This is a genomic window from Sagittula sp., from assembly GCF_052825245.1.
Genome location: NZ_JBRBWD010000026.1, coordinates 64,412 through 84,637, shown reverse-complemented (window position 1 = coordinate 84,637; position 20,226 = coordinate 64,412). Strand labels below are relative to the sequence as shown.

Annotated in this window: 23 protein-coding genes and 2 pseudogenes; 16 read left to right on the top strand and 9 right to left on the bottom strand. The window is 64.4% G+C overall.

Annotation, left to right across the window (positions count from 1 at the left end; genetic code table 11):
• Positions 1 to 71: 71 nt before the first annotated feature.
• Positions 72 to 1,403: a mechanosensitive ion channel family protein gene (locus ACU0DV_RS09620; protein WP_446242242.1), complete on the bottom strand. Its 1,332-nt coding sequence runs from the start codon at positions 1,401 to 1,403 to the stop codon at positions 72 to 74.
• Between the two features lie 370 nt (positions 1,404 to 1,773).
• On the opposite strand from ACU0DV_RS09620, the gene ACU0DV_RS09615 reads away from it, so the two are divergent.
• The 3 genes from ACU0DV_RS09615 to ACU0DV_RS09605 are packed head-to-tail and all read left to right on the top strand — an operon-like array spanning position 1,774 to position 5,458.
• Entirely contained in the window at positions 1,774 to 2,277 is a 504-nt protein-coding gene (locus ACU0DV_RS09615; protein WP_446242241.1) for a (2Fe-2S)-binding protein, read from the top strand.
• The gene (locus ACU0DV_RS09610; protein WP_446242240.1) at positions 2,274 to 3,278 is read left to right on the top strand and encodes an FAD binding domain-containing protein; all 1,005 of its coding nucleotides are present in this window, start codon (positions 2,274 to 2,276) and stop codon (positions 3,276 to 3,278) included. The genes ACU0DV_RS09615 and ACU0DV_RS09610 overlap by 4 nt, the downstream gene beginning before the upstream one ends.
• The gene (locus ACU0DV_RS09605) at positions 3,275 to 5,458 is read left to right on the top strand and encodes a xanthine dehydrogenase family protein molybdopterin-binding subunit (RefSeq protein WP_446242239.1); all 2,184 of its coding nucleotides are present in this window, start codon (positions 3,275 to 3,277) and stop codon (positions 5,456 to 5,458) included. The genes ACU0DV_RS09610 and ACU0DV_RS09605 overlap by 4 nt, the downstream gene beginning before the upstream one ends.
• 212 nt (positions 5,459 to 5,670) lie before the next feature.
• On the opposite strand, the gene ACU0DV_RS09600 is transcribed toward ACU0DV_RS09605, so the two are convergent.
• Positions 5,671 to 6,606 (bottom strand): IS5 family transposase, encoded by a 936-nt coding sequence (locus ACU0DV_RS09600; protein ID WP_446242238.1) that lies wholly within the window; start codon positions 6,604 to 6,606, stop codon positions 5,671 to 5,673.
• A 271-nt stretch (positions 6,607 to 6,877) separates the two neighbouring features.
• On the opposite strand from ACU0DV_RS09600, the gene ACU0DV_RS09595 reads away from it, so the two are divergent.
• Both ACU0DV_RS09595 and ACU0DV_RS09590 read left to right on the top strand, forming a co-directional pair.
• Positions 6,878 to 7,072 carry a hypothetical protein gene (locus tag ACU0DV_RS09595; protein ID WP_446273540.1) on the top strand — a complete coding sequence of 65 codons (195 nt, stop codon included), beginning with the start codon at positions 6,878 to 6,880 and terminating at the stop codon, positions 7,070 to 7,072.
• Between the two features lie 33 nt (positions 7,073 to 7,105).
• Positions 7,106 to 7,651: a transposase gene (locus tag ACU0DV_RS09590; RefSeq protein WP_446242237.1), complete on the top strand. Its 546-nt coding sequence runs from the start codon at positions 7,106 to 7,108 to the stop codon at positions 7,649 to 7,651.
• Between the two features lie 49 nt (positions 7,652 to 7,700).
• On the opposite strand, the gene ACU0DV_RS09585 is transcribed toward ACU0DV_RS09590, so the two are convergent.
• Positions 7,701 to 8,903, bottom strand: a complete 1,203-nt coding sequence (locus tag ACU0DV_RS09585) for an IS256 family transposase (RefSeq protein ID WP_446242236.1) — start codon at positions 8,901 to 8,903, stop codon at positions 7,701 to 7,703.
• Positions 8,904 to 8,991: 88 nt separating this feature from the next.
• Between ACU0DV_RS09585 and ACU0DV_RS09580 the strand changes: the two are divergent.
• From ACU0DV_RS09580 to ACU0DV_RS09570, 3 genes and pseudogenes are all read left to right on the top strand, one after another.
• Positions 8,992 to 9,147: pseudogene (locus ACU0DV_RS09580) on the top strand (transposase); the annotation flags it as partial.
• Between the two features lie 40 nt (positions 9,148 to 9,187).
• The gene (locus tag ACU0DV_RS09575; protein ID WP_446242235.1) at positions 9,188 to 9,430 is read left to right on the top strand and encodes a hypothetical protein; all 243 of its coding nucleotides are present in this window, start codon (positions 9,188 to 9,190) and stop codon (positions 9,428 to 9,430) included.
• Between the two features lie 206 nt (positions 9,431 to 9,636).
• Positions 9,637 to 10,391, top strand: a protein-coding gene (locus ACU0DV_RS09570) for an IS5 family transposase (RefSeq protein WP_446242234.1) whose coding sequence is annotated in 2 segments (ribosomal slippage) — positions 9,637 to 9,961 and positions 9,961 to 10,391 — 756 coding nt in all. Because the reading frame shifts where the segments join, the coding sequence is not laid out codon by codon here.
• A gap of 64 nt (positions 10,392 to 10,455) precedes the next feature.
• Here ACU0DV_RS09570 and ACU0DV_RS09565 read toward each other — a convergent pair.
• Complete coding sequence (locus ACU0DV_RS09565; RefSeq protein WP_446242233.1) at positions 10,456 to 11,364, bottom strand: LysR family transcriptional regulator; 909 nt, start codon at positions 11,362 to 11,364, stop codon at positions 10,456 to 10,458.
• 144 nt (positions 11,365 to 11,508) lie between these two features.
• On the opposite strand from ACU0DV_RS09565, the gene ACU0DV_RS09560 reads away from it, so the two are divergent.
• The gene (locus ACU0DV_RS09560) at positions 11,509 to 11,838 is read left to right on the top strand and encodes a nuclear transport factor 2 family protein (RefSeq protein WP_446242232.1); all 330 of its coding nucleotides are present in this window, start codon (positions 11,509 to 11,511) and stop codon (positions 11,836 to 11,838) included.
• On the top strand, positions 11,835 to 12,614 hold the full coding sequence (locus ACU0DV_RS09555) for an SDR family oxidoreductase (RefSeq protein ID WP_446242231.1): 780 nt from the start codon (positions 11,835 to 11,837) through the stop codon (positions 12,612 to 12,614). Before ACU0DV_RS09560 ends, ACU0DV_RS09555 begins: the two co-directional genes overlap by 4 nt.
• 663 nt (positions 12,615 to 13,277) lie before the next feature.
• On the opposite strand, the gene ACU0DV_RS09550 is transcribed toward ACU0DV_RS09555, so the two are convergent.
• Positions 13,278 to 14,009, bottom strand: coding sequence for a Crp/Fnr family transcriptional regulator (locus tag ACU0DV_RS09550; protein ID WP_446242230.1), 732 nt, complete (start codon positions 14,007 to 14,009; stop codon positions 13,278 to 13,280).
• A 179-nt stretch (positions 14,010 to 14,188) separates the two neighbouring features.
• On the opposite strand from ACU0DV_RS09550, the gene ACU0DV_RS09545 reads away from it, so the two are divergent.
• Positions 14,189 to 14,422 carry a hypothetical protein gene (locus tag ACU0DV_RS09545; protein WP_446242281.1) on the top strand — a complete coding sequence of 78 codons (234 nt, stop codon included), beginning with the start codon at positions 14,189 to 14,191 and terminating at the stop codon, positions 14,420 to 14,422.
• Positions 14,423 to 14,517: 95 nt separating this feature from the next.
• On the opposite strand, the gene ACU0DV_RS09540 is transcribed toward ACU0DV_RS09545, so the two are convergent.
• Positions 14,518 to 14,679, bottom strand: a complete 162-nt coding sequence (locus tag ACU0DV_RS09540) for a hypothetical protein (RefSeq protein ID WP_157815050.1) — start codon at positions 14,677 to 14,679, stop codon at positions 14,518 to 14,520.
• Positions 14,680 to 15,483: 804 nt separating this feature from the next.
• Here ACU0DV_RS09540 and ACU0DV_RS09535 point away from each other — a divergent pair.
• From ACU0DV_RS09535 to ACU0DV_RS09515, 5 genes and pseudogenes are all read left to right on the top strand, one after another.
• Positions 15,484 to 16,557 (top strand): MlaE family ABC transporter permease, encoded by a 1,074-nt coding sequence (locus tag ACU0DV_RS09535; protein ID WP_446242229.1) that lies wholly within the window; start codon positions 15,484 to 15,486, stop codon positions 16,555 to 16,557.
• A complete protein-coding gene (locus ACU0DV_RS09530) occupies positions 16,557 to 17,330 on the top strand; it encodes an ABC transporter ATP-binding protein (RefSeq protein ID WP_446242228.1) in 774 nt (257 codons plus the stop codon). The genes ACU0DV_RS09535 and ACU0DV_RS09530 overlap by 1 nt, the downstream gene beginning before the upstream one ends.
• On the top strand, positions 17,330 to 18,226 hold the full coding sequence (locus ACU0DV_RS09525) for an MlaD family protein (RefSeq protein WP_446242227.1): 897 nt from the start codon (positions 17,330 to 17,332) through the stop codon (positions 18,224 to 18,226). The genes ACU0DV_RS09530 and ACU0DV_RS09525 overlap by 1 nt, the downstream gene beginning before the upstream one ends.
• Positions 18,227 to 18,228: 2 nt before the next feature.
• The gene (locus ACU0DV_RS09520; RefSeq protein WP_446242226.1) at positions 18,229 to 18,489 is read left to right on the top strand and encodes a hypothetical protein; all 261 of its coding nucleotides are present in this window, start codon (positions 18,229 to 18,231) and stop codon (positions 18,487 to 18,489) included.
• A gap of 12 nt (positions 18,490 to 18,501) precedes the next feature.
• Positions 18,502 to 18,840 (top strand): annotated as a pseudogene (locus ACU0DV_RS09515) (ABC-type transport auxiliary lipoprotein family protein); the annotation flags it as partial.
• Positions 18,841 to 18,885: 45 nt separating this feature from the next.
• On the opposite strand, the gene ACU0DV_RS09510 reads toward ACU0DV_RS09515, so the two are convergent.
• The 3 genes from ACU0DV_RS09510 to ACU0DV_RS09500 all read right to left on the bottom strand — a co-directional run bounded on the left by ACU0DV_RS09510 (position 18,886) and on the right by ACU0DV_RS09500 (position 20,109).
• Complete coding sequence (locus tag ACU0DV_RS09510) at positions 18,886 to 19,035, bottom strand: hypothetical protein (RefSeq protein WP_446242225.1); 150 nt, start codon at positions 19,033 to 19,035, stop codon at positions 18,886 to 18,888.
• Between the two features lie 238 nt (positions 19,036 to 19,273).
• A complete protein-coding gene (locus tag ACU0DV_RS09505) occupies positions 19,274 to 19,687 on the bottom strand; it encodes a hypothetical protein (RefSeq protein WP_254698212.1) in 414 nt (137 codons plus the stop codon).
• Positions 19,684 to 20,109 (bottom strand): hypothetical protein, encoded by a 426-nt coding sequence (locus tag ACU0DV_RS09500; protein WP_446242224.1) that lies wholly within the window; start codon positions 20,107 to 20,109, stop codon positions 19,684 to 19,686. Before ACU0DV_RS09500 ends, ACU0DV_RS09505 begins: the two co-directional genes overlap by 4 nt.
• Positions 20,110 to 20,226: the final 117 nt, after the last annotated feature.

Genomic DNA, 20,226 nt, shown 5'->3' with positions numbered 1-20,226 from the left:
GCGTCGGGAAATCCCGTTACAGCGATCAACGCCTGAACGAATGCCGGCGGCGGGGCCTCACACAACACCCGCTATTCGCGCGGGGCGTCCCGCTCCAGGAGGTCCTCTGCGTCCCGGCGTTCGGCTGCCACGAGGGGGATCAGCGCCTTTTCCTCGGACTGGTAATCCGACCCTTCGCCGGGCGCGACAGGCGGCCTGGCGGCTGGCTTCTCTCGGGACGGCGCTTTCTCCGCGGGTTCAGGGAGGGCACCGACCCCCTCCAGACGAATGCGGTAGGTGGTGTCGGGGATCGCGACCCCCGCATCCTCGATGGCCGCTTTCACCAGGCGAATGGCGTCGCCGCGTGCCGTCGCGAAGCCGGTCTTGTTCTGGTCGATCCAGCCCGTCACCCGCAGGATCGCGCCGGACTCGGTGATGTTCTCGATCCAGACCAGTTCTTCCGGATCGTCGAGCACGAAGGGCTGCGCCTTCAGGGCCGCCTGCGCCAGGATTCGCGTCGCCTCGAGATCCGCGTCAGGGTCGATGCCGATATCGAACATGAACCGCCGCGCGGGGTTCTGGGTGTAGTTCACGATCCTGCCCTTGAAGACCGCGGCGTTCGGAATGCGGATATGGTTGCCGTCCAGCGACAGCAGGATCGTCGCGCGCGAGGTCAGCCGGATCACGCGGCCCACGTCGCCCTCGATCTCGACCAGGTCGTTCGGCCGGAAAGGCTGACGCAGGCTCAACATGATCGAGGCCACGAAGTTCTCGACCGTGTCGCGGACCGCGAAACCGATCGCCAGCCCCACGATCCCGGCCGCGCCAAGGATGGTCCCGAGCAGAGCCGCCGCGCCCAGAAGATCCAGCGCAACCACGATACCGACGATGGCGCAGGCGACGCGGAAGGCCTGACGGTAGATACCCGCGATGAAGGAATTCGGCGCGATCCGGTCCCAGAACCTCAGGCGCGCCAGTAAGACGCCGAAGGTGATGATCACCGCGAACGCACCCGCGGCAAGGATGAACAGGGGCAAGCGGGCGACGAACTGTTCGAAGCGTGTGCGGAAGCGTTCCACGGCCGGGTTGAGTTGCTGGGATATGTTGTCCGACGCGGCAAGCGCGTTGTTCACCGCCACGACACCTTCGAGACGCTCGGCGATTGCCGCGACCTCCCGGCCGATGACCGGGTCCGCGACATCGCCCGCCAGCCGGACCACACCGGCCTCCACCGACACGGTGATCCCCTCGTGTTCGAGCGCGCCCAGAATGGCGCGCAGACGTTCGGCAATGGCCTGATCCGAGGGCCCGTTCTCGACCGCGAGAACGCGCGACGGATCGGGTGCCGGGTCACTCTCCTGCGCGGTGGCCGGTGCCCACGCGACGACGAGAAGACAGAGCAGATAGACAATGGAGCGCTTCATGACATCATCATTATCGAAGAGTATCAGGCGCATCCATCCAAAGCTGTGAATGACGGCCAACGGCCGGTCTACGCCATCGCTCCCCCCTTCTCCGGCACCGCATGTCTGCCACGGGGACTGGCTGCCGGACCCAGCGGCATCCCTGCCTCAACATCGGCGCCGAACGCGCCCGCGACAAACCGCACCATCGCCTCCAGACCCACCGGCACAGACGGCGTCTCCGGGCCGGAAAGGTCAGGACGACCCCGCGGCAGCTCACCCGGATTGCACGCCAAGCGCCGGACAGCGGCAGGAACCAACGGGCGATGCGCCCCGTTTACCATGGAATCGCGGTTCCGCCGCGCGCCTGCCCTGACGCATCGGAGTTTCCATGAAGACGACCCTCACCGTGAACGCGACATCCCATGACGTGGAGCACGACCCGCGCCGTACCCTGCTCGACACCCTGCGCGACGACCTCGGCCTGCCCGGCACCAAGAAGGGCTGCGACCATGGTCAGTGCGGCGCCTGCACGGTGCTGGTCAACGGCACGCGGGTGAATGCCTGCCTCTGCCTGACCGCGATGCACGACGGTGACGAGATCACCACCATCGAAGGGATCGGCACGCCGGAACGCCTTTCGGCGCTGCAGAAGGCCTTTGTCGAAAAGGACAGCTACCAGTGCGGCTACTGCACGCCCGGGCAGATCATGTCCGCCACGGCCCTGCTGCAGGAGATCGCCGATGGCGCGCCCTCCTATGTCAGCGACGCGCTCGACGGCGCGGCCTTCACCGACGAAGAGATCGCGGAGCGCATGTCCGGCAACCTCTGCCGCTGCTCGGCCTATCCGCTGATCCGCGAGGCCATCGCCATGGCGGCGGAGGCAAAGCAATGAGGCCCTTCGACTACCACCGCGCCGCCTCTTTCGACGATGTGACGGCAGGCCAGATCATCGCGGGCGGCACCAACCTGCTCGACCTGATGAAGATACAGGTCATGACCCCCGCGACCCTCGTGGACATCACCCGGCTCGAAGGCCTGTCGGGCATCGAACCTGACGGCGACATGCTGCGGATCGGCGCGCTGGTGACCAACACCGCGCTCGCCAACGACCGCCGCGTCCGGTCGGGCTGGCCGCTCCTGTCGCGGGCGATCCTCGCCGGCGCCTCGGCCCAGATCCGAAACAAGGCGACCACCGGCGGCAACCTGCTGCAGCGCACCCGTTGCCCCTATTTCTACGACACCTCGCAGGCCTGCAATAAACGCGCGCCCGGGACGGGGTGTGCCGCACAAGGCGGTGCCGGGCGGATGCTGGCGCTCTTCGGCACCTCGGACCAGTGCCTTGCCGCGCATCCGTCGGACATGGCCGTGGCACTTGCCGCGCTGGATGCAGAGGTGGAAATCCGCACGGCCGGCGGCGACACAAGCCGCGTGCCGGTCCGCGATCTCTACCGCCTACCGGGCGAGCGCCCCGACCGGGAGACGATCCTTGAGGACGGCGACCTGATCACCGCCGTGATCCTGCCCGCCCCGCGTTCGGGCAGCCGACAGGGTTACCGCAAGGTGCGCGACCGGGCATCCTACGCCTTCGCGCTGGTCTCGGTGGCAGGCGCCGTCACCATGGCGGGCGATACCATCGAGGATGTCACCCTCGCCTTCGGCAGCGTCGCCCCGCAGCCCTGGACGATCCCGGAGGTGGAGGATGTGCTGAGAGGCAAGACCGCCTCCGACGACCTCTTCCGGCGTGCGGCACAGCTGATCGCCCCGGATGCGGCCCCCCACCCGGATACCGAGTACAAGCGCACCCTCCTGCGCCGCACCTTCATCGCCACGATGCGCCAGCTCACCGGGTTGGCCGATACCGCTGGCACAGACATCGCGAGGGCAGAGGCATGAAAGACCATTTCACCATGGACAGCCCGCAGCCCCGGCTGCTGGATGAAACGAAACAGGGCGTGATCGGCACACCGATGGACCGGCCCGACGGCCCGCGCAAGGTCTCCGGCACAGCGGATTACACCGCCGACCACACGCCCGAAGGTGTGGCGCATGGCGTGCTGGTGCGGGCCACTATCAAACGCGGCCGGGTCACCGGCATGGACCGCGACGCGGCCCTCGCCATCGACGGCGTGATCGACGTCATCACCGACCCGCGCATGACCCGCAACCCGGCACAAGGCATGGCCGGGGAGGCCCCGGTCCAGCCCGGCGACGCAGTGCATTACCACGGCCAGCCCATCGCGCTGGTCGTCGCCGAAAGCTTCGAGGCGGCACGGGACGCGGCACAGCGTTTGTCGGTCGAATACGAGACCGAGGACGCCGCCGTCACGCCGGAAACCACCCCCGACCTTGAGACCGCCGACCCCGAGACCGCAGGCGATTTCGACACCGCCTGGTCGGGGGCCGACGTGCGCATCGACCGCGCCTATACCACCCCCTCGCAGGCCGCCGCGGCGATGGAACCGCATGCGGCCATCGCCGAGTGGCAGGGCGACACCGTCACCCTGCGCAGCGCGCTCCAGATGGTGCGGTTCAACAAGGACGAACTCGCCGACACGCTGGGCATCGAGCCGTCGCAGGTGCGCATCCTCGCGCCCTTCGTCGGGGGCGGGTTCGGCTCCAAGCTCGGGCTCGGGCCGGAAGCCGCCGCTGCCGCCATCGCCGCGCAGAAGCTGGGCCGCCCGGTGCGCGTGGTCATGAGCCGGCAGACTGTCTTCGACAGCGTGCTGCGCCGCTCCGAGACCGCGCAACGCGTCCGCCTCGGCGCGACGAAGGACGGGCGGATCACCGCGATTTCGCATGACGACCGAGTGTCCAACCTCGACGGCGAAGGCTTTGCCGAACCCGTCAGCCAGGCCTCGCAGTTCCTCTACGGGGCCGACGGGCTCAGCTTCACCCAGACCCTGGCGCGCATCGCGGCCACCCCGGCGGGCTCCGTGCGTGCCCCGGGCGAGGCGGTCGGCATGCTGGCCTTCGAAGCGGCGATGGATGAACTGGCAGACACGCTGGGGATGGACCCGCTGGACCTGCGGCTGAAGAACCTGCCGGAAAAGCACCCGATGGACGGCCGCCCCTACAGCGCGCGGCGGCTGGCGGACTGCCTGACCGACGGCGCACAGCGCTTCGGCTGGTCCGACCGCTGGCAGGCCGGAACACGCCGCGAGGGCGACTGGCTGATCGGGATCGGCATGGCGTCGGCGGCCCGCTCCAACATGCTGGTGCGGTCGGCGGCGCGGATGCGACTCACCGGGGATCGCGCCACCGTCGAGACCGACATGACCGACATCGGCACCGGGACCTACGCCATCCTCGCGCAGGTCGCCGCCGAGATGCTCGGCCTCCCGCCCGCACAGGTCGATGTGCGGCTGGGCGACTCGGACCTGCCCGGCGCCTCCGGGTCCGGCGGCAGCTTCGGGGCAAACTCCGCCGGGTCCGCCGTCTTCCTCGCAGCAAGGAAACTGCGCGCAGAGATTGCGGCGCGGCTTGGCTGCGACGTCGAGACCCTGACATTGCAGGACGGGCGGGCCCGCGGCGACAACCGGGAGGCGGCGCTCACGGACCTCGTCCCCGAGGAAATCCTGGCCGAAGCCACCATCGAGAAGGGCGAGACCGCCGAAAGCCATTTCTCTTCCGGGTTCGGCGCACATTTCGCCGAGGTCGCCGTGAATGAATGGACGGGAGAGATCCGCGTCCGCCGCATGCTGGGCGTCATGGCGATGGGCCGCATCCTGAACGAGAAGACCGCCCGCAGCCAGGCGCTCGGCGGTATGATCTGGGGCATCGGCGCGGCACTGACCGAAGAGATGCAGAACGACCCGCGCGACGGCCATGTGGTCACGCGCGACCTCGCCAACTACCACGTCCCCGCCCATGCCGACGTGCCGGGCGACATGCAGGTGGTCTTCCTCGAGGAACGCGACGACTGGGCCAACCCGATCCAGACCAAGGGCATCGGCGAACTGGGCATCTCCGGCGCCGGGGCGGCAGTGATCAATGCCGTCGCCCATGCCACCGGCAAGCGCGCCTACGACTTCCCCATCCTGCCGGACGACATGGTGGCCCTGTTCGAGGCGTAAAGGCCGCGACAGGTACAGCCACACCGTTCACCTGCTGCGCAAGTCCGCGGACCCGCACCGCGGCGCAGCAGGTGTTCCTGCGCAACGATCATTGAGAGTCCCGGTCAATGCCTACCGGCACACGAAATTCCGGATTTTCTGACGATGACGCGCAACTCGACTCTGTTGCACAAATCGGGTGATGACCGAGGTTTCCCTTTCCCTAGACGGACTTATCCTACAACTTCCGTGACGGGTATGCCGAGCGCGGTGTATCCGTTCAGGACGGCGATGCGGACCTGGAGCTCAGCGACCTGACGGTCGAAGTCCCGCGCCATAAGGCGCTGCCCCAGCAACTTTACACAGTGCATCTTTGTCTCGACGCGGCTTCGGCGGTGGTATCCGCTCCATCGTCGCCAGAGCGCGCGGCCCAGGTATTTCGCCACGCGCAGGGCCTCGTTTCGCGCCACGGCTCCGGCGGTGATGGCCTTCCAGGGCTTCGCGTTCTTAAGGGGCGGGATGACGGCATGGGCGCCGCGGTCGGCAATGGTGTCGTGGCATTTACGTGTGTCGTACGCACCGTCGGCGGTGACGCTGCCGATCCGCCCGTCCGCCGGGATCTGCTGACCGACCAGGTCGGGTAGCACCGGGGCATCGCCGATGTGGCTGCAGGTGATCTCGACAGCGCGGACCTCCAGTGTTTCCTCATCAATCCCGAGATGAATCTTGCGCCAGACGCGCCGTTTGGGACCACCATGCTTGCGGGCGTGCCATTCGCCTTCGCCCTCGACCTTGATGCCGGTGCTGTCGATTAGCAGGTGTGACGGTCCCTTGGAGCCGCGATACGGGATATTCACGGCCAGCGTCTTCTGACGGCGCGACAGCGTGCTGAAGTTGGGCACCGTCCAGTCGAGGCCAACCAGCCGCAGCAGACTTTCGACGAACCCGGTCGTCTGTCGGAGCGCCATGCCGAACAACACCTTCATCGAGAGGCACGTTTGTATGGCGGCATCGCTGTAGCTCTGTTGGCGGCCACGCCTGCCTGTCTGCGCGGCCTCCCAGATCATTTCGGGATCGAACCAGATCGTCAGCGAGCCCCTGCGCTTGAGCGCTTCATTGTAGGCTGGCCAGTTCCTGGTCTTGTAGTTCGGGGGTGTGGGGCTGCTCATGCACCCCAGCTACCACGCTGGATTCATGAGATGAATCCCACATGGGATTTGTGCAACAGAGCCTCTGATGGCTACCATTCGCAGATAACGGACTTTGCCTCGGAGACGGACGGTGGCACTTTATCCAACGAGATGAGCCCAGAGCGGATCTTCGCGCCTGCCCGTGCGCCTGGCCGCTCTCGGCCCAGAGCATGCGTAATTGGCCTGACCCTGATCTGAGGTCGCGCTCCCGATATGATCACAGGATGTCTGTGAACAAGGGAGATAGAAGATGGAGTATTCTGCCGGACTGGATGTATCGCTGCGATCGTGTGCGCTGTGCATCGTGGATGCCAGAGGTGCCGTTGCCTTTGAGCGAGAGCTGGCCGTCGATGTCGTTGAGATCACCGATTGCTTGGCGAGCTTCTCACACCCGATTGCAAGGGTCGGATTTGAGGCTGGCACGATGAGCCAGCACTTGTTCTAAGGGCTTGCGAGCAATGGCTTTGATGTCGTCTGCATGGAAGCGCGCCAAGTCAACGCCGCCTTGTCAGCAATGCGGAACAAGACCGCCAAGAACGACGCCCGCGGCATTGCTCATATCCTGAGAACTGGCTGGTTTAGCCGGGTTCACATGAAGAGCCGGGAAGCGCATGGCATGCGCGCACAGTTCAGTTGTCGCAAAGCCTTGCTCAACAAGACAATCGATCTGGCGAATGAGGTGCGCGGCCTGCTGAAGATCTTCGGACTGCGACTGCCCAAGTCTGTCCAGCATGGAAATTTCGATGACATCGTGCACCCATTGATCGAAGCCGACGATGTCTTGTCGCATGCGATGCTACCGCTGCTGGACGCCCGCCTTGAGATTTACGGGCAATTCCTCGATCTGGTTCGGCGGGTCAAATACGCGGCCAGGAGTGATGAAGTCTGCTTACGGATGATGACGGTGCCGGGCCTTGGTCCGATAGCCGCGCGGACCTTCAAGGCCGCCATCGATACCCCCACCCGCTTCAAGAGATCCCGTAACGTAGCCGCGCAATTCGGCCTGACAGATCATGTCCCGTGAGGTGGTGTAGCTCCTGGCTGGCCTGACTGGTTTCGGCGGGCCGGGCTGATCAGTCCGTCTGCGCGGCAGGCAGGCTGACGATTGCATCGTCGCAGACCGGCGCGAGCGTTTCCAGCGTCATGTATCGAGAACGCTGCACCGCCCATTCTTCGGTCTGCTCCATCAGGATCGCCCCGACCAGGCGGCGGATGGCTGCCTCGTTCGGAAAGATCCCAACGACATCGGTGCGCCGTTTGATCTCGCCGTTCAGGCGCTCGATCGGATTCGTCGAGTGCAACTTCGCCCGATGCTGCTGGGGAAACGTCATGTAGGCGAGGACATCCTCCTCGGCCCCGTCCATGAGGGTGGCGAGCTTCGGTAGCTTGCTCCGCATCTGGTCGGCCACGAGCCGCCACTGCGTCCGGGCCGCCCCATGGTCGGGTTGTGCGAAGGCGGTGGCAATGAAGGCCGACACGACCCTGCGGCTGCTCTTGCCGGCATGAGCCAGGGCATTCCTTTGAAAATGCACGCGGCATCGCTGCCAGGTCGTGGACAGCACGCGGGCGGTGGCAGCCTTTATGCCCTCGTGCGCGTCGCTGATCACCAGCTTCACGCCGGTCAGGCCGCGGCGCACCAGGCCGCGCAGGAACTCGGTCCAGAACGGTTCCGCCTCGGAGGGGCCGATGGCCATACCGAGCACCTCGCGGCGGCCGTCGGTGTTCACGCCGACCGCGATGGTGACGGCGACGGACACGATACGACCGCCCTGACGGACCTTCAGGTAGGTGGCGTCGATCCAGAGATAGGGCCACTCGCCCTCGATGGGCCGGCTCAGGAAGGCGTCTACCCGTTCGTCGATCTCCTCGCACAACCGGCTGACCTGGCTCTTGGAGATGCCGGTCCCGCCCATGGCCTGCACGAGATCGTCCATCGCGCGCGTCGAGACGCCGTGGACATAGGCTTCCTGGATGACCGCCGTCAGCGCCTTCTCCACGGCCCGTCGCGGCTCGAGGAAGGATGGGAAGTAGCTGCCCGTCCGCAGCTTCGGAATGCGAAGCTCCACGTTCCCGGCGCGGGTCTGCCAGTCGCGGTCGCGGTAACCGTTGCGTTGCGCCCGGCGCTCGGGGCTCTTCTCGCCGTAAGCAGCGCCGGTCTGGCCGCCCACCTCGAGCTCCATCAGGCGCTCGGCCGCAAAGCCGATCATCTCTCGCAGAAGATCCGCGTCACCGCTCTTCTCCACGAGCTCTCTCAGGTCCATCATGGGTTTGGTCATCGGGGTCGTCCCTCGGTTCAGGTTGGCTTTCGCAATCCGACCCTACCGAGAAACCCGATGACCGCCTCAGCTACACCACGCCCCGGGACATGACCGCCTGACACCTCGAAGATACAAGTCGGGCGAACATGACAACCCCGGGCGCGCATCCAGAGCTGGCGATCGAGATGTTCGCGCAACTCTTTACGCTGCCGCCAACGAAATGCTGATGCGCAACGCGAAACGCTTCCCAAAGCGAGGCTGCGAGGTGGATCGATCTTTTGCATCGCGCGCCTGAGTGCTGGATGTTCATATCGGCGGATTTCCGTATCCTGAAGAACCCAGCGGAGCGTACTGCACAGCGACCCGCAGGGCTCCATGGTTTCATCATGGCGCGCGGCTTTTCCAAGATGCCAATACATCAAAGGGCCGCAGCACTGATCCTGAAGTGGCCGGAGATGCTACAGGTAACTGAGATCTTGGCCGCGCCGACCATGCATGAGATCCCGGTCAAGGCCGGCAAAAAACTGAGTTCTCTGCCTCTCTGATCGCTCTGAGGCCCACCAAGACGCTTCAATTCGATTACTTGCAGTCGGCGAAGCGACCGGCCCTATCCGGACATTCGTTCTGGGCGCAGCGTATGACCGGTCTCAGTCCAATCTTATTGTTGCTTTGACTACAATATTGGCTAGGCTCAGGACCCATTGATTTGGCTTGGCGATCATGATTCACCGTTCGAAAATGAGCGGTGACCATGTCTGGTCTTTTCTGGTTGAGCGAAGCGCAGATGGCGCGTCTTGAGCCTTACTTTCCGAAGTCGCACGGCAAGCCCCGGGTTGATGACCGGCGGGTTCTGAGTGGCATTATCTTCATAAATCGCAACGGCTTGCGGTGGCGCGACGCCCCAAGCGAGTATGGCCCCCACAAGACACTCTACAACCGCTGGAAAAGATGGAGCGATAAAGTCGTCTTCGCCCGGATCATGGCTGGGCTGGCCGCTGAGCACGGCGAGGAGACGACTGTGATGATCGACGCCACCCATCTGAAGGCCCATCGCACGGCGTCCAGCCTGGGCGTTAAAAAGGGGGGCGTGGACGCCTTATTGGCCGAACCAAGGGAGGCATGAACACGAAGCTGCACGCCATCTGCGACAGCCGCGGCCAGCCCATCGACCTGTTCCTGACGGCCGGTCCCGTCAGCGACTACATCGGGGCGCGTGCGCTCATCAGCCGGCTGCCCAACGTGAAGTGGCTGCTCGGAGATCGTGGCTACGATGCCGACTGGCTCAGAGAAGCCTTGCAGGACAAGACGATACGTCCTTGCATCCCGGGCCGGAAGCGGAAGACGCCTGTCCGGTACGACAAGCCGCGGTACAAACGCCGTAATCGCATCGAGATCATGTTCGGCAGGCTCAAGGACTGGCGGCGCGTTGCAACGCGGTACGACCGATGCCCTAAGACCTTCTTCTCAGCGATCGCACTCGCCGCAACTGTCATCTTCTGGCTTTGAGGAAGAACGAGTCCTGAGCCGGATGCCCGCGTCGTTCTTATGCGACGGGATTGGCTCAACGCCTTCAACTCGGTCTCGAGGATCGCGCGAGTTCCCGTGCGAGATCGACGAAGACCTTGAAAGCGGCCGGCGGATTGCGCCGACTGGGATAGTATAGGCAAAGCGGCGTCAGCGGCGGCGTCCAGGCGTCGAGAACTCGTACCAGCCGACCCGTTTCGATATCCTCTCGCACGTCCGACTCCATGAAGAACCCGATGCCGAGGTCATCGAGCACGGCAATGCGCGCGAGGCTGGCTTCGTCCAGCGTGATCGGGCCCTCGACATCGACATGAACCGGCTGCCCCTCGGCTTCGAACTGCCAGCGAAAAAGCGCACCGTTCGGCAGACGCGTCCGAATGCAGGCATGCGCCTTGAGGTCGGACGGCACCTGCGGCGGCTCCCGGCCTTCGAAATAGGCGGGTGTCGCGACGACCGCGTAGCGCCGCGCGGGCCCGAGCGGGATGGAGATCATATCGGTCGGCACAAGGTTCTGGCTGCGCACCCCAACATCGAAACCGTCCGCCACGATGTCGACGAGGTTACCTTCGGTCACGAGGTCGATCTGCACCCCCGGGAACCGCCGCAGGTATTCGAGGACGAGCGGCGCCAGGATCTCCCGGCCCGCCGTGGCGAAGGTGTTGATGCGCAGGATCCCCGTGGGCGTCTCCTGCTGCGAGCGGACCGTGTCGATCGCGCCGTGAATGTCCTTGAGCGCCGGGCTGACCTGGTCGACGAAACGCTGCCCGGCGGCGGTCAGCGACACGCTGCGCGTCGTGCGATTGAAGAGCCGCACGCCCAGCTGCTCCTCGAGCTTCGAGACCGCGCTGCTGAGTGCGCTCGTGGACATCCCCACGTCCGGCGCGGCCGCCCGGAACGATCCCCTGCGGGCAATCGCCAGCACCGCGTCGAAATCAGCCAGCTTGTAGGTTGCCATTATCCCGAAAATCCAAACTCCACGTCCGGATTAATCCCGCTTATCCGCATTGTGTCAAAGCCTTAAATTCAAGCTCAAGGCGCCGGTCCCGATCCGCCCCGAGAGGGCAAGCGGCGAAATCCCTATCCAGAAAGGAGATCAACCATGAGTATCGAACTGCCAAACGCGATTGACGCCTACTTCTCGGCCGACAAGACAGGCAACGCACAGACGATGGCCGAGTGCTTCACGCAGGACGCCACCGTCGTCGACGAAGGCAACACCTACCAGGGCCGCGACGCGATCCGGCAGTGGATGGCGAATGCCTCCACGCAATACACCTACACGGTAGAGCCCTTCGACATCGCGGAAGAAGCTCAGCGAACGATCGTCACCAGCCACCTTGTCGGCAATTTCCCCGGCAGCCCGGTCGACCTGCGCTATTTCTTCGTGCTTCGCGGGGACAAGATCGCCGAACTGGAGATCGTGCCATGAGCCCCTTCCTGACCCTTGAGGGCAAGCGGGCCCTCGTCACCTCCGGCACGCGCGGTGCCGGAGGTGCGACCGTCTCCCTGTTCAAGGCGCTTGGCGCCGACGTTCTGACGACGGCACGGACAAGGCCGCCGGAGATGCCGGAAGACCGGTTCGTGGCGGCGGACCTGACCCGGGCCGAGGGGTGCGCCAGGGTGGCAGAGGCCGTGCGCGAGAGGCTGGGTGGCGTCGACATCATCGTCCACATGCTCGGCGGCTCCTCGGCGCCCGCGGGCGGCTACAGGGCGCTTGGCGACGACGAGTGGCGGCGCGAGCTCGACCTGAACCTGATGCCGGCGATCCGCCTCGACCGTGTGCTTGTTCCGGAGTTGGAGTCGCAAGGCAGCGGCGTCGTGATCCACGTCACATCCATCCAGCGCGAACTGCCGCTGCCAGAGGCGACGACCGCCTATGCCGCTGCCAAGGCGGCCCTGTCCACCTACAGCAAGAGCCTGTCGAAGCAGGTTTCGCCCAAAGGTGTGCGGGTCGTCCGGGTCTCTCCGGGCTGGATCGAGACGGAGTCCTCCGTCGAGTTGGCCAAGCGCCTCGCGACGGAACACGGGGTCGACGTGGAAGCGGGCAATCGCATGATCATGGACTCGCTGGGCGGCGTGCCGATCGGGCGTCCGTCAAAACCCGGCGAGATCGCGAACCTGGTCGCCTTCCTCGCCTCGGACCGCGCCGGGACCATAACCGGCACGGAATACGTGATCGATGGTGGAACCGTGCCGACGGTGTAACATGCAACGTCACCGGCCTTGATCAAATACAACTGCCGATCGTCAAATCGGGACGCTTTGGTAAAGCAAAGATATAAAACCAACGGCGACCGCTGCATTCGCTCAAGGCTGAAGCGGCGGAAGCCATTTTCGTAACCCACGACGATGTCATTGGCATCCTTGGACGCTTTCACAAACCCTTTCGGCTGTGACTGTTGTCCATCCGGACATTCTCCTCCACTCGGGCGCGCCCCCCAAAAACCTGCGTTCGAGTTGCACGCAACGACATTTGGAAAAGGAGACGAAGCGGTCTTGAGGCAGCCCATCGGGAGGGCGTCGCATCGCTGACCGGGTTGCCCGTCGCTTCCGGCCCTCAGCCGCCATTTCTCAAGGGCATCGAGGCTGCGGTGCAGCGCTCCGGAACCGGACTTTTATTATCAATGTTGCCACTACCGTCCCGGGCGCCGTTCTCAAGGACGAAATGAGCGCCTTTCGAGTGTCGCCCGAGGAACGGGGTCACCAATCGGCGTCAGCCCAACGGGAGGCCTTCAAGGCCCCCCTCATGACGCGATTCCGATGACGCTGTGGCAAGGACTTTTGCCCGTTACACAGAGCAAGCCGATGAGATGGGCAATTTGGAATCGGCTGTCCGGTGCATTTCCGGCAATGCGCGGGGGATGTATGTCACTGGATAAAGGGCCCTGCCTGATCCAGATAGGCCACGTCAAAATTCGCAAGCGAGACGAGACCGTCCAAGTCGTCAATCTTGACGCGCCCATTCTGGAACGTCACGAGGCCTTCCTCGCGCAGGTGGCGCAAGACGCGGTTCACATGGACGGCGCTCAGCCCCAGGGCGTCGGCCAGGTGGTACTGCGTCAATGGACACTCGAAGCCGGACCTGTCGCCGATCCCGACCAGATGAAGACGTGCGCTCAGTTCCAGAAGGAAATGTGCCATCCGAACTTCGGCTGACCGGCGTCCGAGATTGACGAGGTGTTCGACGACCATCGCTTCGTCGCGCGACGCGGCCCAAAGCACGGCCGTAGCCAGTCGGGGTGCATCGGAGAAGCTGTCGAAAATTTCCGGCGCGAGAACCTCGGATGCCTCGATCCGCGTCACGGCCTCGATGCTGTGGTCGGCCGTGCGGAACAGGATGCTGCGCAGCCCCAGAAAGTCTCCAGGTATCTGGAAATCCACGATCTGCCTTTCCCCGTCGGGAAGCAGTTTGAAGGCACAGGCCCAGCCCTCGGCCAGGATGAACGCTGACTGGTTCCTCTGACCTTCATGGATCATCTGGTGGCCCGACTGAAACGTTCTTCCGCGGCGGTGATAGCGTGCAAGCGTTTCCAGATCGGTGCGGGACAACGCAACGAAGGCGGACAGCTTGCGGGTCAGGGGGCTTTGCAGAATCGACATGTCGGATTCCACCTCCGTTCGGGAATGCGTGACCTGATCCAGCGAATAGCCCGACAAGTTGTCCGTCAAGCTGCTCTGGATCAGTCCGGCAAGGCAAACAACGCATAAGATCACGAAAGATGGCGCTGTCGACCTCCGGCAGCTCGCGCATTTCACCTGATCAGAAAGCGACCCAGATCATGCTAGGACCACACGACATCGCCGGAACGGCCGCACTTACCATATGCGAATCGCTGTTGCTGGCGCTGAACGATCGCAACATCCTGCCGGAAAAGGAAATCGTGGGTATTCTCACGGATGCCGCCGCCGCGCACCAGTTTGTCCCGGACACCGAGCAGTCCGAGATGCACGAGGCAGTTGCAGCACTAATCAACGGCATTCTGGAGGGTGGAAATTCCGTGCGGCGCAGATGAACGCTTTGGCACATGACGAAATCCGATCCGGACCGTATTCCGGTCGTGGCCCCGCCGCACGAGGTAATAGGCGGCGGAGCCATCCGGGCAGCGGCTCAGCCTTTGCGCTGGCCAGATTTGCCCTTTCCGGGGGTCTTGTGAAACATCGCGTCGGTCTGGCTTTCCTTGCCCGCCGTTTCACGTGCCTTGTAGTCGCTGGGCTGTTTGACGCTTTTCGGCGTCCCGGATGCCTTTTTCGTCTTCTTGTTCTTGTCCATGTCGGGTTCCTTTCCCTGATCGCACCGCAGCATCATCGGGGCTTCCTTTGCCGTCTGCAGAACAGCGCTTTGAAACCGGCTCATCTGTCCCGACGGGACATCGCTTCAGCATGCAAATGTTCCATGGACCATATCCTCCGATTACCCTGTGCAGGCTGATGCAGATCAGTAAGAGTTGTCTGCCCCGCGCTAACCTCGGTCAGCCCGCCGACCTGTCCTGTGCTGTACAGAACAGGCACGACCCGCGATGTTCAGGAGCGATTTGGAATGACCGAGGATGATCACGGTCCCGACCCGTCACGGGCCAGCGCACCGCGCCTTGCCGGCCGAAGTCGCCAGCAGGGGTCTGCATCGTTGCAAGTGGCCGGTCTCCCCGGTTGTCCACTAAGGCACCAGGCCCGACCCTCTCATATCGAGATTCGCAAACGGCACGGCATCTGGCAAGTGCGCGAGGGCGGCGTGTTTCGAGGCGATTACCACCAGGAGGAGCACGCCAGGGCGGCCGCGGCCCAGCTTGAAAAATCGCCTTGATGAAAGTGACTGATCCCAAAAGCCGCCCCGACCATCTTCGGTCCCGGCGCAGCGGATCGATGGCGAGGAGAACGAAGGTGCGCGACGCCCTTCGTTCCCGGCGCGGGCGTGTCAGACCCCGCAGAACCGAACGACGGATCGAGGTCGATGCAAAGGGAACTGAAAAGATGCCCCTGCCCCAATCAGCCGCCACATCTGGCGCCATCCCCTTTCCGGGACCCCACGGAAGACCCCGTTTCAATCAGACCTTCGCAACCGTCCTTGCGTTGCTCGATGGATGAAACGGTCCACGTGTCGCCGCATCGCCTGACGGGACATGTCACGCTTGTCACTCTGGAGGATGTACGCCGACAGATCGGCCGCACCGGGCAGGATTTTCCTTTGGACCTGGCGGGCGTCACCCGACTGGATATGTCCGGCGCGTGGTTGCTTGCACAAGGCGGACGGTCCCTGACCGGCGCGGATGACGCGCAAATGCGGCTCATCGAAGCGGTCAGGGATGCCATGCGGTCCGGCATTGTCGTCAAGGACCGCTCGGCATTGCAGCGGGTTGGGGACGCGGTCGTTGCAGTCGGCGCTGCGCCGGGCCGGGCCCTGCGCAACCTGGCACAAGGCCTTGGCTTCGTCGGTCTTGTCATGGCACGCCTCGCCGGGACCGCGTGGCATCCGGGCCGGTTCAGGATCACAGCGCTGGTGCATCACATGCAAGCGGTCGGGCTGAGTGCCATCCCCATCGTCGCGCTCATGGGGTTCCTCATCGGAATCGTGCTGGCGTTTCAGGGTGCTGCTCAACTGCAGCAGTTCGGCGCCGAAGTCTTTGTCGTCGACCTGATCGCCGTATCGATCCTGCGCGAGCTCGGCATGCTCCTGACCGCAATCATCGTCGCGGGACGATCCGCCTCGGCCTTCACCGCGGCCATTGGCTCGATGAAGATGCGCGAGGAGATCGACGCCATGCGCGTGCTCGGGCTCGACACTGTCGACCTTTTGGTCCTGCCACGCCTTCTTGCGCTGGTCATCGTGCTACCGATCCTCGGGCTGGTCGCCGACCTGGCGGGCCTCTTTGGCGGCGGGCTGATGGCGTGGACGCAGCTTGGCATATCGCCAAGCCAGTTCCGATCCCAGTTATTGGCCAATACCGATGCCACGCAGGCGCTGGTGGGATTGTCCAAGGCACCTGTATTTGCCGCGATCATCGCGCTCGTCGGATGCCAGCAAGGTCTGCTGGTCAAGGGCGACGCGGAATCGCTGGGCATGCGGACTTCACGTGCCGTCGTGATCGCCATCTTCCTCGTGATCGCCGTGGATGCCGTGTTTTCCGTGTTCTTCGCGGTCTGGGAGGTGTGATGAACGCCGACACCGTCATTTCGATCCGGGGGCTGACCAACCGCTTCGGGTCCACGGTCGTTCACGAGGACCTGTCGCTCGACGTGCGGCGCGGCGAGGTGCTGGGCGTCGTCGGGGCCTCCGGCAGCGGGAAATCGGTGCTCTTGCGCAGCATCGTCGGGCTCATGACACCCAGTGACGGTGACATCACGCTGTTGGGCTGCGACGTGCTGCACCGCTCTGCTGCCGAGCGTTCGGGGGCCAGCGCGCGCACGGGCGTGATGTTCCAGGACGGCGCGCTCTTCTCCTCCCTGACCGTGCGCGAGAATGTCGAGGCGCCGATGCGCGAACGCACCTCGGTTGATCCGGCGACGCGGCGGGCGCTGGCCGATCTGCGCATTGCTCTCGTCGGTCTGCCGCCCGAGGCTGGCGCGCTTTTTCCCGCGGCCCTGTCGGGCGGCATGCGCAAGCGCGCGGGCCTCGCGCGGGCGCTTGCGCTGGACCCCGAGATCCTGTTCCTCGACGAACCGACGGCGGGTCTCGACCCGATCAGCGCCTCGGACTTCGACAGCCTGCTGAACGCGCTGCACGCTGCGCTTGGCCTCACTGTGTTCCTCGTGACCCACGATCTCGACACGTTGCAGGCAACTTGCGACCGGATCGCCGTGCTGGCTGAACGGCGCGTTCTGGTCACCGGCACGATGGCGGAACTGCGCGATGTGAAGGACCCCTGGGTCCATGCCTATTTCCATGGCCCTCGTGCGCATGCCGCCCTGACGGCGAGGGAGGGCTGATGGAAACCCGCGCACGGTTCATCCTGATGGGGTTCTTCACCATTCTCGGCTTTGTGGTCGGGCTCGGCTTCCTGCTCTGGCTCGCCAAGGTCCAGCTCGACCGCACCTATGCGCAGTACGATATCCTGTTCGGCACCGTGGCGGGACTGAGCCAGACCTCGCCGGTGCGCTACAACGGCGTCGATGTCGGTCACGTCCTGACGATTGCGCTCGATCGGGACGACCCCGCGCTGGTGCGGGTGCGCGTGGAGCTTTTCGCCAGCACGCCGGTGCGCACGGACACGATCGCGACGCTTGCCGCTCAGGGACTTACGGGTGTCACATTCATCGCGCTCGAAGGAGGCAGCGCCGAGGCCGAGCACCTGAAACCCGTGCCGCCCAACGGCGTCCCGGTGATCCGCTCCGAACGCTCTGTCGTGCAGGACCTCATGCTGACCCGCCCGGATCTCGTGGCCGAGGCAACCGCCCTGATCGCCGAGGTTCGCAGCTTTGCCACGCCGGAAAACCGCGATGCCATCGCCGGCATCCTCACCAATCTGCGTGACGCCACGGGCCGGATCGATGCGCTGACCTCACGCGTGGAAGAAACCCTGGCCCGGATCGACACCGTTCTTGACGCGACCGAGGCCGGGGCCATTGCCGCGACAGGCCTGCTGGAGGGTGAAATTCCTGGGCTGGTTCATGATCTGCGCGGGGTTGCCCTCGAGTCCCGGGACTCGATTGCAGGTCTTGCGGGCGCCGTTCGGGCCGATCTGCCGCAGCTGTCGGCGCAGACCAGCGCGCTCATACAGGATGCAAGCGGGGTCATCGCCCGGTTCGATGCGCTTGCCCGACAAATCGGCAGTGATCCCGGACGGTTCCTGCTCGGCAATGAAACACCGGAATACAGGAGGTGAGAATGATCCTTTCGCGCCGCAGGTTTCTATCCCTGACCGCCGCGGCCAGCCTGTCCGGCTGCAGCGCCGTGTCCGCCGTGTCCCGGGCCAGCGATCCGCTGGACACCTACACCTTGTCGCCGTTGCAGTCCGACGGGACAAGGGCGGGTGGCGACGGCCATCTGGTCGTGGAACTGCCTACCTCTGCGGGTGAGATGTCGACGGACCGGGTCCTCATCAAGATCACGCCACGGCAGGCCGAGTATCTGCCCGATGCCCGATGATCCGAACCGACGCCTGCCATGGTGCAGAGCCTTCTGGTTCAGTCACTTCTGAACCGGGGAGGTTTGGAGCTGGTCACCCGTGTCGGGGCCGGGCTGACCCCCGACTATACACTCATGGCCGAAGTTCAGGCCTTTCAGGCCGAACTGACCGGGCCGGATCAAGCGCAGGTTCGCATATCCATGCAGATGACGCTGATCCGTGAATCCGACCGGTCGGTCGCGGGCATCCGGCACTTCGAAAACACCGCCAAGGTCACATCGGACAGCACGGCGGCGCTGATCGAGGGACTCGACGGGGTCACGCAGCTTGTCCTTGGCAGGGTTGTCGTCTGGGTGCAGACGCTGACCTGATCGCCCGACCGCCCCAGGTCGGCGTCGAAGTTCCGGCACCCGCGATCAAGTGGCAAGGCGGGCGGTGCCGCCGGTGCCCGGCACAGACACGCAGACGATGAAACCGTTTGACCGGTAGTAGGTCGGTTCTGTCGTCATCCCGGGCGTCTGCAGCGCGCGGTCCACATGGACCAGAAACCAACGTTCGAAGACCATGGCGTATGGATCGATCCTGCCGGTTCCTGTCCCGAATTTCTGGACCCGGCCGCCAATTCGGTGAGGGTACGCCCAGGTCTTTGGTCAGGCGATGGCGCTAACGCCTCGGCGTGGGTCGCCGCGTCGAGTTCCTTGTTGGTCTCGGTGCCGTCATGTGCGGCGTGCGTCGTCGCGGCGTCGGGGTAGTGCTTGAGAGTGGCGGTCTTCTTCGGTCCGGTCGGTGCATAAAGCGCGCGCGTCAGTTTACGGGAGTCTGCTGGTGCGACAGTCTGAGCCAAGCCCCTTCATCTCGGAGATATGTCGAAGCGCACAGTGCCTTGAAGACCGCCACCTCGGGTTTCTCCGCCGAGACCCGGTAAGTCAGGATGGCGATGTCCCGGCACCGCGTGACGCGCCGTTCCGTCATGGCGACGGATCGCCAGCCGCTTCTCTGGCGAAGGTGTATCTGGATCTGGTCGCCCTGCAGGATGCCGGGCGGATAGGGAACAATCATGACAGCGTTGGTCGCTGTCATCGCCTGCGCGCTGTCGGCACCACTGGTCCAGAAGTGTTCTTCATGGTCCCAGAGAATACGCTGCTCACTGGGCGAAAGCGTCCCGCTTCTGTGCGACGCATGTGCGAGCGTCCCCTCGGAGATTTTAGAACCAGTCATTCGCCGGACACCGATCCGCCGACCATGGCCAATTGAAGCAGCATAAAGACAATTGCCGTCACCAGCCATATTGCGCTGCCAAACCTGGGGTGGCCATTGGCGACGGACCATGCAGCGCGTGTCGCACTGCCTTGGGTCGGTCCTTGCGGGAGCAATTGGCTCAGGTCGCCGGCAACCCGCGCGTGCTCGCTTGCGAGAGCCGGAACATCCCGAAATCGCGCCAGAAGCGATCCCAATCGCGCACGCGCCGCATCGCGCCCAAGCGCGACCAATTCGGCGGTTTCCGTCCAGGGATCGAGACCAAGCCTTGCGAGCGCCGAGAGAACCGTCACGCCATGCCCGTTCCGGTCTTCACCGACCGAGGCATAGAGAAATCGCCCGAACTCTGGCGGGTGCGGGGTGAGGACACTGGATTTTTCCATCGTCTTTCCAATCCTTGTTTGCAGGAACGCGGGCCGCGCCTGTTTTCCCAAGCATATGCGCGGCCCGGCTTCGTCGTGCTGACACAGGTCAGTGTCGGCACGGCTATCCGGGGAATT